The 16,916-nt window shown below is 69.8% G+C and carries 13 protein-coding genes; 10 read left to right on the plus strand and 3 right to left on the minus strand.

Annotated elements, in window-relative coordinates; translation table 11 throughout:
- Positions 1-195: 195 nt before the first annotated feature.
- The 5 genes from mdeB to BM396_RS13775 all read left to right on the plus strand — a co-directional run bounded on the left by mdeB (position 196) and on the right by BM396_RS13775 (position 7,595).
- A complete protein-coding gene (gene mdeB / locus BM396_RS13755; protein WP_043381642.1) occupies positions 196-2,883 on the plus strand; it encodes an alpha-ketoglutarate dehydrogenase in 2,688 nt (895 codons plus the stop codon).
- A 241-nt stretch (positions 2,884-3,124) separates the two neighbouring features.
- A complete protein-coding gene (locus tag BM396_RS13760) occupies positions 3,125-4,501 on the plus strand; it encodes a 2-oxo acid dehydrogenase subunit E2 (protein ID WP_043381644.1) in 1,377 nt (458 codons plus the stop codon).
- Between the two features lie 11 nt (positions 4,502-4,512).
- Complete coding sequence (gene lpdA, locus BM396_RS13765; RefSeq protein WP_043381802.1) at positions 4,513-6,222, plus strand: dihydrolipoyl dehydrogenase; 1,710 nt, start codon at positions 4,513-4,515, stop codon at positions 6,220-6,222.
- A 377-nt stretch (positions 6,223-6,599) separates the two neighbouring features.
- Positions 6,600-7,148 (plus strand): hypothetical protein, encoded by a 549-nt coding sequence (locus BM396_RS13770; RefSeq protein ID WP_236952801.1) that lies wholly within the window; start codon positions 6,600-6,602, stop codon positions 7,146-7,148.
- Positions 7,149-7,184: 36 nt separating this feature from the next.
- Complete coding sequence (locus BM396_RS13775) at positions 7,185-7,595, plus strand: DUF2147 domain-containing protein (RefSeq protein ID WP_043381646.1); 411 nt, start codon at positions 7,185-7,187, stop codon at positions 7,593-7,595.
- 431 nt (positions 7,596-8,026) lie between these two features.
- Here the strand turns inward: BM396_RS13775 and alaS are convergent, their stop codons facing one another.
- Complete coding sequence (gene alaS / locus BM396_RS13785) at positions 8,027-10,705, minus strand: alanine--tRNA ligase (RefSeq protein ID WP_043381649.1); 2,679 nt, start codon at positions 10,703-10,705, stop codon at positions 8,027-8,029.
- Between the two features lie 229 nt (positions 10,706-10,934).
- On the opposite strand from alaS, the gene BM396_RS13790 reads away from it, so the two are divergent.
- The 5 genes from BM396_RS13790 (at position 10,935) to BM396_RS13810 (ending at position 15,669) form a co-directional block, all read left to right on the plus strand.
- Positions 10,935-12,101 carry a transglycosylase SLT domain-containing protein gene (locus BM396_RS13790; RefSeq protein ID WP_043381650.1) on the plus strand — a complete coding sequence of 389 codons (1,167 nt, stop codon included), beginning with the start codon at positions 10,935-10,937 and terminating at the stop codon, positions 12,099-12,101.
- Positions 12,102-12,220: 119 nt separating this feature from the next.
- Positions 12,221-12,817 carry a response regulator gene (locus BM396_RS13795; protein ID WP_078947027.1) on the plus strand — a complete coding sequence of 199 codons (597 nt, stop codon included), beginning with the start codon at positions 12,221-12,223 and terminating at the stop codon, positions 12,815-12,817.
- 225 nt (positions 12,818-13,042) lie between these two features.
- The gene (locus BM396_RS13800) at positions 13,043-13,972 is read left to right on the plus strand and encodes a transglutaminase family protein (protein WP_043381806.1); all 930 of its coding nucleotides are present in this window, start codon (positions 13,043-13,045) and stop codon (positions 13,970-13,972) included.
- Positions 13,973-14,049: 77 nt separating this feature from the next.
- Entirely contained in the window at positions 14,050-14,868 is an 819-nt protein-coding gene (locus BM396_RS13805) for a transglutaminase-like domain-containing protein (protein ID WP_043381653.1), read from the plus strand.
- A 153-nt stretch (positions 14,869-15,021) separates the two neighbouring features.
- Entirely contained in the window at positions 15,022-15,669 is a 648-nt protein-coding gene (locus BM396_RS13810) for a L,D-transpeptidase (protein ID WP_043353755.1), read from the plus strand.
- An 84-nt stretch (positions 15,670-15,753) separates the two neighbouring features.
- On the opposite strand, the gene BM396_RS13815 is transcribed toward BM396_RS13810, so the two are convergent.
- Together BM396_RS13815 and BM396_RS13820 are read right to left on the minus strand one after the other, a co-directional pair.
- Complete coding sequence (locus BM396_RS13815; protein WP_051044905.1) at positions 15,754-16,089, minus strand: hypothetical protein; 336 nt, start codon at positions 16,087-16,089, stop codon at positions 15,754-15,756.
- Positions 16,090-16,220: 131 nt separating this feature from the next.
- On the minus strand, positions 16,221-16,709 hold the full coding sequence (locus BM396_RS13820; protein ID WP_043353754.1) for a phasin: 489 nt from the start codon (positions 16,707-16,709) through the stop codon (positions 16,221-16,223).
- Positions 16,710-16,916: the final 207 nt, after the last annotated feature.

Consider the following 16,916-nt stretch of genomic DNA (forward strand, 5'->3'; position numbering starts at 1 on the left):
CAATCTGGCCGCTGCGAAGCGCAGCTTCCGACGACGACGGGCGAGGCGCTCAGACCTCGCGACAGAGGTACATTTTGCCGCCTATCGCCAAAATCGCGGAATATCAATCCGGATACGGCGCGATGGAAGCAAATCTTCGGCATGTCCCGCCGTCCCGATCCCCGTATGATCGGGGGAATAAGGGAGGCCGCGTCGATGAACGCCATACCGCCGAAAGCCACGATCGCGCGGTCCGCCGAGGTCGATCACGACCCGGCCGAGACCCAGGACTGGCTCGCCGCGCTGGAATCCGTCTTCCGCACCGAGGGCGCGGCCCGGGCGCGGTTCATCCTCGACCGCCTGGAGCGGCGCTCGAAGGAGATCGGCATCCTCGACGAGGCCCTGCCCTACTCGCCCTACCGGAACACGGTTCCGCTGGAGAAGCAGCGGCGCTACCCCGGCGATCTCGACATCGAGGAGCGCCTGACCTCGATCATGCGCTGGAACGCGCTCGCCATGGTAGTGCGCGCCAACATGGCCTACGGCGAGCTCGGCGGCCACGTGGCCAGCTACGCCTCGGCGGCGGAGCTGTTCGAGGTCGGCTTCAACCACTTCTTCAAGGGCGGGACGGACGGCGACCTCGTCTATTTCCAGCCGCACTCGGCCCCCGGCGTCTACGCCCGGGCCTTCCTCGAGGGGCGGCTCTCTGAGGAGCAGCTGAAGCACTACCGCCAGGAGATCGCCGGCGACGGTCTGTGCTCCTATCCGCATCCCTGGCTGATGCCGGATTTCTGGCAGGTTCCCACCGGCTCGATGGGCATCGGGCCGATCCACGCGGTCTATCAGGCGCGGTTCATGCGCTACCTCGCCGACCGGGGCCTGGCCGACACGTCCGGCCGCCACGTCTGGGGCGTGTTTGGCGACGGTGAGATGGACGAGCCGGAGTCGATCGGCGGCCTCGCACTGGCGGCGCGCGAGAACCTCGACAACCTGACCTTCGTCATCAACTGCAACCTGCAGCGGCTCGACGGACCGGTGCGCGGCAACGGCCAGATCATCCAGGAGCTGGAGAGCCTGTTCCGGGGCGCGGGCTGGAACGTCATCAAGGTGCTGTGGGGTTCGGAGTGGGACGGGATCTTCGCCCGGGACACCAACCACGCCCTGCTGCGGCGCTTCGCCGACACGGTGGACGGCAAGTACCAGACGCTGGGCGCCAAGGACGGCGCCTACAACCTCGCCCACTTCTTCGGCGAGGATCCGGAGGTCCGCGAGCTCGTCGCCCACATGTCGGACGCCGATGTCGACCGGCTGAAGCGCGGCGGCCACGACTTTCGCAAGCTCTACGCGGCCTTCGCCGCCGCCAAGGCCACCAAGGGCCGGCCGACGGTGATCCTGGCCAAGACCAAGAAGGGCTACGGCATGGGCGGCGCGGGCGAGTCGCGCATGACCGCCCACCAGGCCAAGAAGCTCGACGTGGACGCGCTGCGCGCCTTCCGCGACCGGTTCGCCCTGCCGCTGTCGGATGCCCAGGTGGAGGGTCTGGCCTTCTACAAGCCGGCCGAGGACGGCGCCGAGATGCGCTACCTGCGCGAGCGCCGCGAGACGCTCGGCGGCGTGTTGCCGGCCCGCCGCCGCACGGCGCCGACCGTCTCGGTGCCGGCCCTCTCGACCTACGCGGGCTTCGCGCTCGAAGCGGGCGGCAAGGAGATGTCGACCACCACGGCGGTGGTGCGCCTGTTCGGCAACCTCCTGAAGCACAAGGATCTCGGGCCGCGCATCGTCCCGATCGTCGCCGACGAGGCCCGGACCTTCGGCATGGCCAACCTGTTCCGGCAAGTCGGGATCTACGCGCCGCAGGGCCAGCTCTACGAGCCGGAGGATGCCGGCTCGATGCTCTACTACCGCGAGGCCCGGGACGGTCAGCTCCTGGAGGAAGGCATCACCGAGGCCGGGGCGATCTCGTCCTGGACGGCGGCGGCCACGGCCTACAGCGTCCACGGCCTGTCGATGCTGCCGTTCTACATCTACTACTCGATGTTCGGCTTCCAGCGGGTCGGCGACCTGATCTGGGCGGCGGCCGACCAACGGGCCCGCGGCTTCCTGATCGGCGCCACGGCGGGCCGGACCACGCTGGGCGGCGAGGGCCTTCAGCACCAGGACGGGTCGAGCCACATGCAGGCGGCCGCGATCCCGAACTGTCGGGCCTACGATCCGGCCTTCGCGTACGAGATGGCGGTGATCGTCGACCGGGGCGCCCGGGCGATGATGGAGGAGGGCGAGGACGCCTTCTACTACCTCACCGCGATGAACGAGAACTACGCCCAGCCCTCCATGCCGCAGGGGGCGGAGGCCGGGATCCTGAAGGGCATGTACCGGCTGTCGGGGCCGGAGGCCGGGCAAGGGACGGGCGCCGCCGCCGTGCGGCTTCTCGGCTCCGGGGCGATCCTGCCGGAGGTGATCGCGGCGGCGGAGCTGCTTGCGCAGGATTTCGGCGTCGCCGCCGAGGTGTTCAGCGTGACGAGCTTCAGCGAGCTGGCCCGCGACGCCCGCGAGGCCGAGCGGCAGGCGATGCTCAACCCGGAAGCCGAGGCGCCGGTCAGCCACGTGGCGGCGCTGCTGCCGGGCATGGCGCCCATCGTCGCGGCGAGCGACTACGTCCGGGCCTACCCGCAGCTGATCGCCTCCTATGTCGGCGCGCGCTTCGTCGCCCTCGGGACAGACGGGTTCGGGAGGAGCGACACCCGTAACGCGCTCCGCCGGTTCTTCGAGGTCGACCGGCAGCACGTGGTCATCGCGGCGCTGCACGCCCTGGCGGAAGCCGGGACGGTGCCGCGCGCCACGGTGGCGGACGCGATCCGCCGCTACGGCATCGCGGCGGACGCGCCCGCGCCCTGGACGATCTGAGGCCAGCCGGCGAACCCACCCGCGACCTCTTCCTTAAGTGCGCGCGCAGCGCGCCTCGAAGGAGCTCTCCAGCCGGCAGTGCGATCCCTGGAGCCCTCCTTCGAGGCCTCCGCTGCGCTCCGGCGCCTCAGGATGAGGGCGTGGCTGGGAGATCCGGCGCGTCGACGACATCGCGCCTCTCTTCCCCTGCCCGCACGCGGACAGGCCGTAACAGCCTTCCAGCAACCGGAATTCCACCCGCATGAGCGCCGCGCTGCAGATCGCCCTTCCGGATATCGGCGACTATCGGGACGTGCCGGTCATCGAGCTTCTGGTGAAGCCCGGCGACCGCCTCGCGGTGGACGACCTGATCCTCAGCATCGAGTCCGACAAGGCCACCATGGAGGTTCCCTCCCCGGTCGCCGGCATCGTCCGCGAGTTGCTGGTCTCCGTGGGGTCGAAGGTGTCGGAAGGAACCCCGATCCTGACGGTGGAGCCCGCGGAGGGCAGCGGGGCCGCACCGGTGCCGGACGCCCCACCCGCTGCCGCGGCCGCGTCGTCCCCCGAGCGGAGCGCGGGTCCCCTTTCCCGTTCGGGAGAGGGACAGAGTGAGGCATCAGGGTTGTCCGGAGACGGCGCCCCCCTCACCCCAACTCTCTCCCGGACGGGAGAGGGAGCCGGTCGCGCCTCGCCGGAGCCGATACAGGCCGATCCGATCCAGGCGACCCGCGGCGCGGTGCATGCCAGCCCGTCCGTCCGCCAGCTCGCCCGCGAGCTCGGCGTGGAGCTGGACCGCGTCGCCGCCACCGGGCCCAAAGGGCGGATCCTGCGCGAGGACGTACACGCCTTCGTCAAGGCGGCGCTCGGCGCGTCGGTCCCGGCGCCCGCCGCCGCGTCCGGCATCGGCGCCGGCCTGCCGCCCTGGCCGGACGTGGACTTCGCCAAATACGGCCCGGTCCGGCGCGAACCGCTGTCGCGCATCCAGAGTCTCTCGGGGGCCAATCTCAGCCGCAACTGGCTCACGATCCCGCACGTGACCAATTTCGACCGGGCCGACGTCACCGAGATCGAGTCGTTCCGGGTCGGCCTGAACACGGAGACCCGCACGCCGCCCGCGAAGGTCACCATGGTGGCCTTCCTGATCAAGGCGGCGGCCTCGGCGCTGCGCGCCTACCCGCGCTTCAATTCCTCCCTGGCGGGCGGCGAGCTGGTCCTGAAGGACTACGTCCATGTCGGCTTCGCGGTGGACACGCCGAAGGGCCTGATGGTGCCGGTGGTGCGCGACTGCGACCGCAAGGGCCTGATCGAGATCGCCACCGAGATGGCCGCGATGGCCGAGAGGGCCCGGGCAGGAACCCTCCCGGGCTCGGACATGCAGGGCGGCTGCTTCTCGGTCTCGTCGCTCGGCGGCATCGGCGGCGACGGCTTCACGCCGATCATCAACGCCCCCGAGGTCGCGATCCTGGGCGCGGCGCGCTCGCGCACCGAGGCGGTGTGGGACGGCAAAGCCTTCCAGCCGCGCCTGATCCTCCCCTTGAGCCTCTCCTGGGACCACCGCGTCGTGGACGGCGTCGCCGCCGCCCGCTTCCTCGGCCATGTGGCGTCGGTCCTCTCGGACCTCCGCCGCGCCCTCCTGTGACCGCCACCGCCATGCCCGAGACCCTCGACATCCGCGTCCCCGATCTCGGGGATTACGCCGACGTGCCCGTCATCGAGATCCCGGTGGCGCCCGGCCAGCCGGTCGCCAGGGACCAGACCCTGCTGGTGGTCGAATCCGACAAGGCGACCCTGGACATCCCCTCCCCGGCGGCGGGCCGCCTCGTGGAGATGCTGGTCGGCCTCGGCGACTCGGTCTCGGCCGGCACCCTCGTCGCCCGCCTCGCGGTGGAGGCACCCGAGGTGCGCACCGAGCCGGCACCTGCGCCGGCCACCGCCGCGCCGCCACCGAAGCCGCAGGCGGAGGCGGGCTGCGACCTCTTGGTGATCGGCGGCGGACCGGGCGGCTACTCGGCCGCCTTCCGGGCCGCCGATCTCGGGCAGCGGGTGATCCTGGTGGAGCGTGACGCGACCCTCGGCGGCGTCTGCCTCAAAGTGGGCTGCATTCCCTCGAAGGCGCTGCTCCACGTGGCTGCGGTGACCGAGGAGGCCGTCCGGCTGGCCGCGCACGGGATCAGCTTCGGCGCACCGACGGTCGACCTGGAAAAGCTCCGGAGCTTCAAGGCCGGCACCGTCCGGCGCCTCACCGACGGGCTCGCCCAGATGGCGCGCCAGCGCAAGGTCGAGGTGATCCGCGGGACCGCACGCTTCACGGGCCCGAGCGCGGTCTCGGTGGCGCTGCATGGTGGCGACACGCGCGACGTCACCTTCGCCAGCGCCATCGTGGCCGCGGGCTCGTCGCCGGTGGCCCTGGCGATGCTGCCGGACGATCCCCGCATCGTGGATTCCACGGGGGCGCTGGAGCTGCCCTTTGTGCCGCGCCGGTTGCTGGTGATTGGCGGTGGCATCATCGGCCTGGAGATGGCGACCGTCTACAGCGCACTGGGCGCCCGGGTCGACGTGGTCGAACGCCTGCCGAACCTGCTGGAGGGCGTCGACCGAGATCTCGTGGCGGTCTGGACGAAGCGGAACGCGCACCGCTTCGACCGGATCCGCACGGGTACGGAGGTGATGGCGGCAGAGGCGACACCGGAGGGCATCGCCGTATCGATCGCTGGCGAGGCCGAGCCACAGACCTACGACCTCGTGCTCCAGGCCGCGGGGCGTCGTCCGAACGGCGCGAACCTGGGCCTCGACGCCGCCGGCGTGGTGCTGGATGGCGGCTTCGTGCCCGTGGACGCGCAGATGCGGACCAACGTGCCGCATATTCTCGCCATCGGTGATCTCGTCGGGCAGCCAATGCTCGCCCACAAGGCCGTCCACCAGGGGCACGTGGCCGCCGAGGTGGCCGCCGGCCACAAGGCCGGCTTCGATGCCGCCGTGATCCCCTCGGTGGCCTACACCGATCCCGAGATCGCCTGGGTGGGCCTGACGGAAACGGCGGCCAAGGCCTCGGGGCGGGCCGTGGAGGTCGCCCGCTTCCCCTGGGCGGCCTCGGGCCGGGCCATCGCCAACGGCGCCGATTACGGTCTGACGAAGCTGCTGTTCGATGCGCAGACCAAGCGCGTTGTCGGCGGCGCCATCGTCGGCCCGAGCGCGGGCGACATGATCGGCGAGGTCGCGCTGGGAATCGAGATGGGCGCCGATGCCACCGACATCGCCCGGACCATCCATCCCCATCCGACCCTCGGCGAGACGATCGGCCTCGCGGCCGAAGCCGGCCTCGGGCTCTGCACCGACCTGCCGCCGGTCGGGCGCCGGTAGGATCATCTTCGCCAGGGGACGGGTCCGCCAGTCGGCGGGCAGCTCGACGGATGGACGCGTCTTGTATAGATCTTGGCCCGCGTCGCCGACTCGGCCAGGAAACAGCCCGGTCAGCACGTTCTGCCGGGCCTCGACGCCGCGGCGATCGGCGAAGACCTAGTATTTCGACTGGGAGGACATGGCTCGAGATGCTGTGGCACACCGGAAAGTCTTTCCGCCATGCCCTTTGTATTTCGCCATACTTGGCACGGGATCGATCGACGCGGGACGGCCGTCGAACCCGGCAGCCCGCATTCCGCCGGTGGGCGCTGCGCGTGGCTCTGGCGGCGCTTGTCCCGATGACCGGGTCGCCAAGCTCTGCGCGCGATGGGGCGTCCGTGTCCGGTCCTGCCGCCGCGCCGGCGCCGGCTGAAAGCCCGCAGGCGCTCATCGCCTCGCTGCGGAGCCGCATTCTCGCGGCTCACAGCGCGACCTTCGCCCTCGAAAGCTGGTGTGCCGACCACAAGCTTGCGGGGGATCCTCACCTCGTCGCCGAGCGGATACCGGTGGCGGACAAGCCTCTGACGGCGGTGCAGCGGGCGCGGCTGGCGATCGGGCCGGACGAGCCCGTGCGCTATCGCCGGGTCCGCCTCGCCTGCGGCGACCGCGTCCTGTCGGAAGCGGACAATTGGTATGTGCCCGCACGCCTCACGCCGGAGATGAACGCGACGCTGGACAGCACGCGGACGCCCTTCGGCCGGGTCGTGCGTCCCCTCGCCCCGGTTCGCGACACCGTCGCGGTTCGCGCGCCGGACCAGCGCACGGATCCGGGCCCCGACGATCCGCTCTTCGAGATCGATGCCGTGCTCTCGACTGCCGCCGGCGAGCCGTTCTGCGAGGTGGTCGAGACTTATCTGGGCAGTGCGCTGCCCCGAGCATCGCGCTAAGTACCCATCCGCATTCTGGACAGGAGAGGACCAGGGATGGGTTCGAGGCTTCGTCGCTCGATTCTGACACTGCTCGCGATGGGCACGGCGTGCGATCCGGTTCTGGCGGCCGACCCGGCTGGCTTCTGGCTCACGGAGACCGGCAGTTCCCGCGTCCGCATCACGCCCTGCGGGAGCGGCTTCTGTGGGACGATCGCCAGCGCACCGGGGAAGGGACTCGACGCGAAGAATCCGGATCCGGCCTTGCGCGGTCGCAGCGTCGTGGGCGTTCAGATCCTCGACGCGCGTCATCCCCAAGGCGGCGGCTACTCGGGTTCCCTCTACAATCCGAACGACGGCAAGACCTATTCCGGTTCGCTGAAGCTCACGGGCCCGGATACGCTCGAAGTCTCCGGTTGCGTGATGAGCGTATTCTGCAAGCAGCAGACCTGGACGCGCGTCAAATGATAGACGCCCCCGCAGGCCGGCGCCGGCGCTGCAACGATTCAGGATCGGGTCTGCGCCGTTGAGGTCGCGTGGGTCAGAAACAGAAACGGGGGCTCATGACCCAGCCCCTCCTCGCCCGCCTCATTGGCCTGTCCGCCCTCGCGCCGGACCCAGTCCAGGCACAGTCGCGCCCGCGCCTCGGGCGTTGTGAGCCAGCAGAGCGACACTACCGGTCACGCCGCGACCGGGACCCACTGCCCCACCGGTCGGCCGGGCGACAGGATGGCGACCGATCTGGCCGCAGCGGGCAACGCCAATCCCCCGTCGCGGGCGACACCGCAGGGCGGCGGCGTCGGCGGAAACACGTAAGCCGCCGAGGGCGGGACCCCGACCATCCCGCCGCTCGCCTCCACGGCCGCACCGGAGACGGCGCGGTTCCTTGCGGGCGCGTCTCAGGCCGCTTCGGTGAGAGCCTGCGCGATGGCGTCAAGGGCGGCCTCGGCTCCGGCTCCGTTCGGCCCGCCGGCCTGCGCCATGTCGCGCCGGCCTCCGCCTCCCTTGCCGCCAAGCGCGCCCGCTCCAGCCCGCACGAGCCCGACGGCATCGTAGCGACCGGTCAGGTCGTCGGTGACGCCAACGACCAGACCCGCCTTGCCGTCCGGGGCGACGCCGACCACCGCCACGATGCCGGAGCCCAGACGCTTCTTCTCCTCATCGACGATCGGCTTGAGGTCGCGCATGTCGAGCCCTTCCACCACCGAGCGGCGGAAGGCCACGCCGCCGATCTCAGTTTGCTGAGCGCCGGAGCCCGGACCACCCTCGCCGCCCATGGCGAGCTTCCGGCGGGTCTCGGCCAGTTCACGCTCAAGGCGCCGCCGATCCTCCATCAGTGACGTCAGACGATCGGGCGCCTCGGAGACCGGGGCCTTGAGGATGCCGGCCAGCGCCGCCAGGGTCCGGGCCTCCTCGGCCCGATGATGACGCGCCGCGTCGGCCGTAAGAGCCTCGATCCGGCGCACGCCAGCCCCCACCGCGCTCTCGCCCACGATGGTGATCGCTCCGATGTCGCCGGTGCGCCCGGCGTGGGTGCCGCCGCATAGTTCGACCGAGAAGGTCTTCGGCCGGCCCGGCGCGGCCTCCTCGTCGATGGGCAGCCCCATCGAGACCACCCGCACCTCGTCGCCGTACTTCTCGCCGAACAGCGCCCTGGCGCCCGACGCGATGGCGTCGTCCACGGCCATCAGCTTGGTCACGACAGGCGCGTTCTGCAGCAGCACGGCGTTGGCGATGTCCTCCACCCGGGCGAGTTCATCCGCCTCGATGGGCTTCGGGTGGCTGATGTCGAAACGCAGACGATCAGGGCTCACGAGCGAGCCCTTCTGCGCGACGTGATCACCCAGCACCTGCCGCAGAGCCTCATGTAGCAGATGGGTGGCCGAGTGGTTGGCCCGGATCGCCTTGCGGCGGACATGGTCGACCTTGAGCTCTACCGGCTGGTCGAGGCCCAAGCTTCCCTCCTCCACGGTCACGTGGTGGACGAACAGGTCGCCGAGCTTCTTCTGGGTGTCGGTCACCCGCGCCCGCACGCCCGGCGCCAGGATCAGGCCGCTATCGCCGACCTGGCCGCCCGATTCCCCGTAGAACGGCGTCTGGTTGACGAGGACGAGGCCGGTCTGGCCGGCGTCGAGGCTCTGTACCTCGGCGCCGTCGCGCAGCAGCGCCGTGACGATGCCCTCGGCCGTCTCGGTCTCATAGCCCAGGAACTCGGTGGCACCGACGCGCTCGCGCAAGCCGAACCACACCGTCTCGGTGGCCGCCTCGCCCGAGCCCTTCCAGGCCTCGCGGGCCGCCTGCTTCTGACGCTGCATCGCCGCCGAGAAGGCGTCGGTATCGACGCCGATGCCCCGGGCTTTCAGGGCGTCCTGCGTCAGGTCGAGGGGGAAGCCGTAGGTATCGTAAAGGGTGAACGCGGTCTCGCCGGAGAGCTTGTCGCCCTGCTTGAGGTCGCGGCTCTCGGCGTCGAGGATCGACAGGCCCCGCTCGAGGGTGCGGCGGAAGCGGGTCTCCTCCAGCTTCAGGGTCTCGGCGATCAGGCTCTCGGCCCGCATCAACTCCGGATAGGCCTGGCCCATCTCGCGCACCAGCGTCGGGACGAGGCGGAACATGGTGGGCTCGCGGGCGCCCAGGATCTCGGCGTGGCGCATGGCGCGGCGCATGATCCGGCGCAGCACGTAGCCGCGCCCTTCGTTACCGGGCAGCACGCCGTCGGCCACCAGGAAGGAGGCCGCCCGCAGGTGGTCGGCGATCACCCGGTAGGATGCGAGCGTCGCCGGCTCCGGCGCCCGCGACACGGCGTGGGCCACGGCGTCGATGAGGGCGCGGAACAGGTCGGTGTCGTAGTTCGAGTGGACGCCCTGGAGGATCGCCGCCATGCGCTCCAGGCCCATGCCGGTGTCGATCGACGGCCGCGGCAGCGGGTTGCGGACGCCCGGCTCCAGCTGCTCGTACTGCATGAACACGAGGTTCCAGAACTCCAGGAACCGGTCGCCGTCCTCGTCCGGAGAGCCGGGCGGCCCGCCCTGCAGCGCCGGACCCTGGTCGATGAAGATCTCCGAGCAAGGACCGCAGGGGCCGGTATCGCCCATCTGCCAGAAATTGTCGGAGGTCCCGATCCGGATGATCTTCTCGTCCGGGAAGCCGGCGATCTTCTTCCACAGGCCGGCGGCCTCGTCGTCGTCGGCGTAGACGGTGACGAGGAGCCTGTCGGATTTGAGGCCGAATTCCTTCGTGATCAGGGTCCAGGCCAGCTCGATCGCCCGGTCCTTGAAATAGTCGCCAAACGAGAAGTTGCCGAGCATCTCGAAGAAGGTGTGGTGACGTGCCGTGTACCCGACATTGTCGAGGTCGTTGTGCTTGCCGCCGGCCCGCACGCATTTCTGCGCCGTCGTCGCCCGGTCGTAGGCGCGCTTCTCCATCCCCGTGAAGACGTTCTTGAACTGCACCATGCCGGCGTTCGTGAACATGAGCGTCGGATCGTTCTTCGGCACGAGGCTCGAGGAGGGCACGACCTCGTGTCCCGCCTTGGCGAAGTAGTCGAGGAAGGTCGACCGGATCTCGTTGACGCCGCTCATCGGGGCTGACTCTGGCAGGACGGACGGGAAAGGGCGGCCGCGCGTCATCCGCCCGGCGCCCGCATGGCGCCCTCTTAAGGAGGGATGCCGCGCGAGTCACGGGCGGCCTGCCCTGAAATCTCCCCGGGACGCCGCAACTCGGCCACAAGCACGGCCGTGTTGTCGCCACATCTGTCAAGCGATGGTGAGTCCGTAGCGCCACAACGGCGTGTGGAGAGTCGGGATAACGATGCAGGGCCGCACGGTCGGATCGCCGAGGACCATCACCGGCAAGCAGAGCCATTTCGGCTCGAACCGCGCCGACGTGATCGCCGCACAGCCCATGCTGGGCCGTGCCCATGGCAGCCGCCCAGCGCTGTTCCGCTCGCTGCTCACCGTGTCGATGATCGCCGGCGGCCTCAGCGCCGCGCTGATCGGATCGGGCGTGGATCTCGCCAAGGTCGGCCTGTCGCCGGCCGTGTCCACGGCGGAAGCCGCTACCGAACTCCCGATGCCGCGCCCGCGCATCCACACAGTCGCCCTCAATACCGAGCTCGACCAGACGCCGCTCCGCGCCGCCTCCAGTTTCGCCCCCGTGCACGATCTCGACACCGATCTCGGCTCCAACACGGTCGACCGCGTGTCGTACGACTTCCTTCTCTCCGAGAGCGCCGCGGGCGACCCCAACGACATTCTCGAATTCGGCCCGATGAAGATCCGGCGCCACTTGGTGCAGACGATCGTGCGGGCGGCCCAGGCCGTTCAGACCGATCCGGTGCTGCTGATGGCAGTTGCCGACAAGGAGTCGAGCTTCGTCACGGCCGTTCAGGCCAAGACTTCCTCGGCGACGGGCCTCTTCCAGTTCATTGAGCGGACCTGGCTCGGTGTGGTCCGCGACTTCGGGCCCAAATACGGGCTGGAGAAGGAGGCCGCGTCGATCACGTCCGACGCCAACGACCGGCCGGTGATCGCCGATCAGGCGGAACGCGCCCGTGTGCTGGAGCTGCGCCGCGACCCGTACCTGTCGGCCCTGATGGCCGGCGAGATGCTGAAGCGCGACGCCGCCCGCATCGCCCTGCGCATCGGCCGCGAGCTGACCCTCGGCGAGGTCTACCTCGCCCACTTCCTCGGGCCGGACGATGCCGGGGAGTTCCTCGCCAACGTCGTGAATAAGCCGGCCGCCGCCGCGGCAGCCCTGCTCCCGGGCCCGGCCCGGGCCAACCGCTCGATCTTCTTCGCCGCCGGGCGCTTCGTCGGGCGCGGACGTCACCGCAAGCCGATGAGCCTGTCGGTGGCACAGGTCCATGAGAAGTTCGAGGCGATGATGAGCACCCGCGGCACGCGCTATCAGAACGTCCGCGAAGTGTCCGGGATCATGGCTTACGCCGACGCCGAACTGGGCCTCGCCACGCCGTAACGGGCGGCGGGTGCAATGCGGGATTCCCAACGTCGCGCGCAACCAGGGGCGGATTGCCGACTTTCCTCCTCAAGCGCCGCCTCCTTGAGCGGCACGACGTTCGACTTCGGGGGAAGTCCTTGAAAAAGCACGGAACGAGCGCGCCCCTGCCGCTCAATGATACGCTGTCGCCAGGTATTCCTCTCGACCAGATCGGTCAGACACTGGCGTCGTTCTACGATGATCTGGTGTCCGAGGGCATGCCGGAGCACCTCGCCGCCCTGGTGCGCCGCGTCCGGCAGACCGAGGACGACAGGGTCGCCGCAGCCGGGCCGGTCGCCGTGGCGGCCGAGACCGATCCGCGGCGCGTCGCCCTCGTCGTCGAGGACGACCCCGCGATTCGGGCCTTGGCCGAGACCCTGCTCGAAGAGACGGAACTCGACGTGGTCGGCTGCGACAGCGCCGAGGCTGCGCTGTCGGTGCTGCAGGCACGCGGCGGCGACGTCGCCCTGGTCTTCGCCGATGTCCGGCTGGCCGGCCATATGGACGGCCTCCAGCTCGCCCGCGCGGTGGCGACCTTGTGGCCGCGGGCCCGGCTGGTGATCACCTCCGGGCACGGCCTGCCGCGGCCGGAGATGCCGCCCGAGGCCGTGTTCATCGCCAAGCCCTGGCGCCCCCTGGACGTGCTGGTCGAAGCCGAGCGCGCCACTTCCGATCCGGCCCCTCCGGTCGTTTGAGAGCCGGCGGCCTCCCCCGAGTCCGTTCATCGTCGCTCTCGAACCATCCGGCAGAGCCCGGACGCGTCACCCGCGCCTGACGGCAGGGCCGGAAGTCCGGACGGATCGTGAGCCCGGATCTGCGCGGGCCGTCGGACCCGTATCGTCGCTGCACGATGCGGACCGGGAAGGCCCGGCCCTTGCATGACCGCCGGTCGTGTCGGCACGAGCCGGGAGACTGTGACGTTGCCGATCCTGTCTGTCCGCCACCGCACGACTTACCGGTATCGACGGCCGGTCGCCTTCGGTGAGCACCGGATCATGTTCCGGCCGCGCGACAGCTACGATCAGCGGTTGATCGCGGCGACCCTCGACATCACGCCCGAACCGGCCTCCCAGCGCTGGCTGTTCGACGTGTTCGGAAATTGTGTGGCCGTCACGACCTTCGACATCCGCGCCGAAGTCCTGACCTTCGATTGCGGCATCACCCTCGACCACACGCCGGAACACGCGCCGGTGTTCCCGCTCGCACCGCACGCGACGCACTATCCGTTCGGCTACGGTGCCGAGGACATGCCGGATCTCGCCCGCTCGATCGAGCGGCAATGGCCCGACCCACGCCACGAGGTCGATACCTGGGCGCGAAGCTTCCTGCCGCCTCAGGGACGCATCCCCACGCAGGAACTGCTGGCCGCCATGACGCGCAGCGTACGCGCGAACTTCACCTATCTGGCCCGTGCCGAGAAGGGCGTGCAGGATCCGCTGACGACACTGCGCACGAAGCTCGGATCCTGCCGGGACTTCGCCGTGCTGATGATGGAGGGCGTGCGCGCGCTGGGCATGGCCGCCCGGTTCGTCTCCGGATATCTCTACAACCCCCGGAACGACCGCGCCCGCCACGTCGGCGGCGGCTCCACCCATGCGTGGCTGCAGGTCTACCTGCCGGGCGCGGGCTGGGTCGAGTTCGACCCGACCAACGGCATCGTCGGCAACCGCGACCTGATCCGCGTGGCGGTGGCCCGCGACCCTGCTCAGGCCGTTCCGCTGCACGGCTCCTTCTTTGGCCTCAGCAGCGACGATCTCGGCATGCGCGTCGATGTCAACGTGGTGGAATTGCCCACCGACGGGACGACGGCCCACAGCCTGCAAGGGCTGCCGCCGCCCCTCGCGCGTTGAGCACGGGTGAGCATCCGGATCCGGGACAGGCATGCGCGGCGAGTGCGCGCGGAAGGCGACAGAGCAAGGTGGCCGCGATGAAGATCAGAACGGGTTTCGAGATTGCATTCACGTTGTCGCAGCCAACACCGATGATTTTGATGCTCAGCGTCCATCCTTCACGGATGCCGGACGTGACGACCCCGCATGGAATCGGCTTCGATCCGCCGCTCCAGGCTCGCGAATACCGCGACGCCTTCGACAACATCTGCCACCGGATCGTCGCGCCGCCCGGACAGCTGACGATCTCGACGGACCTCACCGTTCACGATACGGGGCTGCCCGATCCGGTCGTGCCGGAGGCCCGCCAGATCCCGGTCCAAGATCTGCCCGACGATGTCCTGATCTTCCTGCTGGGCTCGCGCTATTGCGACACCGACAGGCTCTCGCAGACGGCGTGGTCGCTGTTCGGCACCACGCCGGAGGGCTGGGCGCGCGTCCAGGCCATCGTCGACTACACGCACGAGCGGATCCGCTTCGACTACCAACGCGCCGATGCCACGAGGAGTGCGCATGACGCCTTCATGCAGCGCGAGGGCGTGTGCCGGGACTTCGCGCATCTGGCGATCGCCCTGTGCCGGTGCATGAACATCCCGGCGCGCTATGCCACCGGCTATCTGGGCGACATCGGCGTGCCGAAGGATCCGGCGCCGATGGACTTCTCCGCGTGGTTCGAGGTCTACCTCCACGGGCCCGACGGGCCGCGCTGGTACACGTTCGACGCCCGCCACAACCGGCCCCGGATCGGCCGCATCGTCATGGCCCGCGGCCGCGACGCCACCGACTGCGCGATCTCGACCAATTTCGGCTACGCCCACCTCGCACGGTTCGACATCCACACCGACGAGGTGACCTGAGCAAGCCGCGGGCCCTGGCCCGAGCCGCGGCGCACCGCACGGTCGAGCGGCCCTGCGTATTCCGCCCAACAGCAAATTCATGGCGGATGTGTGGAACTGCCTGCCTATGCTCACGCTTGTAAAGGCAAAGGTTATCGCACAGGCAGGCCACTCATGAAGACCTCGGTCACCGCACTCGGCGCGCTCCTCGGCGTGGCTGTTCTTGCCGCAACGCCAGCCCTCGCCGCTTCGTCGTACGATCCCTTCGGTACGGACGGCTCCGACGAGTACTACTCGGATCAGGGACAGTACGGTTACCAGGGCACTTACGCCCCGGGCTATGGTCAGGGCGTGCAGGCGGCGCCGCAGGCGCAGGTCCAGCCGATCCCCCGTGAGGTCGTGGCGTTCAACGCGCCCTACGCGCCCGGCACCATCGTGGTCTCCACCGCCGAGCGCCGCCTGTACTTCGTTCTGGGCGATGGTCAGGCGATCCGCTACGGCGTCGGCGTCGGTCGCCCGGGCTTCAGCTGGAGCGGCACCAACAAGATCACCGCCAAGCGCGAGTGGCCGTCGTGGACGCCCCCGAAGGCCATGATCGCCCGCCGTCCCGACCTGCCGCGCTACATGGCCGGCGGCATCGAGAACCCGCTCGGCGCCCGTGCCATGTATATCGGCAGCACCGAGTATCGCATCCACGGCTCCAACGAGCCGGACACGATCGGTCAGGCGGTGTCGTCGGGCTGCATCCGGATGACCAATGACGACGTCACCGACCTCTACGAGCGTGTGAAGGTCGGCGCCAAGGTCGTCGTTCTGAACTGAGTTCGATCCGGCGGGACCATCCTCGCCGGACCCCGACCCCACGAGACCGGCCGCGCCACCCATTCGGGTGCGCGGCCCGTTTCGTTACGGGACGACGCGCCCGACAGCGGTCTGCGGCGGGCTGAACGAGGCGATCGGCATGTCACAGAAGCAGCGCACGCCGAGGGGCCGCGGGCCGGGCAGAGGACACGAGAACGGCTTCGGTCCGGTGATGCCCTGCTGGACCGCATCGCAGTTGTAACCGACGGGGGCGCGCTGCGCCCGGCGGGGGACAGGCCGGTATTCGCCGTCGTAACCCGGATCGTCGTAATATTGGGCCCGCGCCGCGCCGGCCGGCAACGCGGCCGCGAGCGCCAGCGCGGCGATCGCGAGCCGGAACGGACCACGCAGGCCGGATCGGCCCGAAACAGTAAGGCGCATCCCTGATTCCTTCGCTCGGCGCGGACTCAACGCGTCCGCCCGGCGGCTCTCGGCGGCAATACCGGCGAAAACGAGACGACCCGCCCCCGGAGCCCGGGAACGGGTCGCAGCCCCGTTGATCGGTGCAGGCCTCAGTGCGTCGCGCGCTCGGCGGCGTCCTGGGCGTCCTGGGCCGTCTGCTTGGCGGCGTCCTGGCCCTGCTCCATGGCCTTGCGGGCCTCGTCGGCCCCCTGTTGCATCGCCGACTTGGCACGCTCGGCGCCCTGCTGCATCGCGCTCTGCGCGAGGCCGCTGAACTCCTTGGCCTGCGCCTGGATGGCGGCGAACTGGCTGCGCACGAACTCAGCCTGGTGCTGCATGGCCTCCTGAACGTCCTTGGCGCGAACCAGCTTCTGGGCGAGATCGAAGGCCGCGTTCACGTTCTGCTCGGCATACTCGAAGCCGCGCGAGGAGACGTCCAGCGCGTTGGATCGGGCCATCTCGGCCGAACCCTGCACGGTATCGGCCGTGCGGCGGGCCGCGCCGATGAAGCTGTCGAAGGCCTTGCGGGCCTGCTCGACGCTCTTCTCGGCAAAGTCACGCATCTCGGCCGGGACTTCGTAATTCGGGGGGTTGCTCATTCTACGTCTCCTCTCTTGATTGCTCTGTGGATGGCGCTTTGTGCGGTGCACAATATCTGATTCGCCGCCTTATGCCACCCACGCCCATGGCGTTAAGGTTGCCATGACGTAAACGTGTGACGGTTGCGCCCAGAGTCCAGCGTCGCGGCGCAAGGGAGTTTACAATAGGGCTACGGTCACGGGCGTTTCTCGGGCAAAGCGAGCCCA

Source organism: Methylobacterium sp. UNCCL125 (assembly GCF_900116795.1).
Lineage (GTDB): Bacteria > Pseudomonadota > Alphaproteobacteria > Rhizobiales > Beijerinckiaceae > Methylobacterium > Methylobacterium fujisawaense.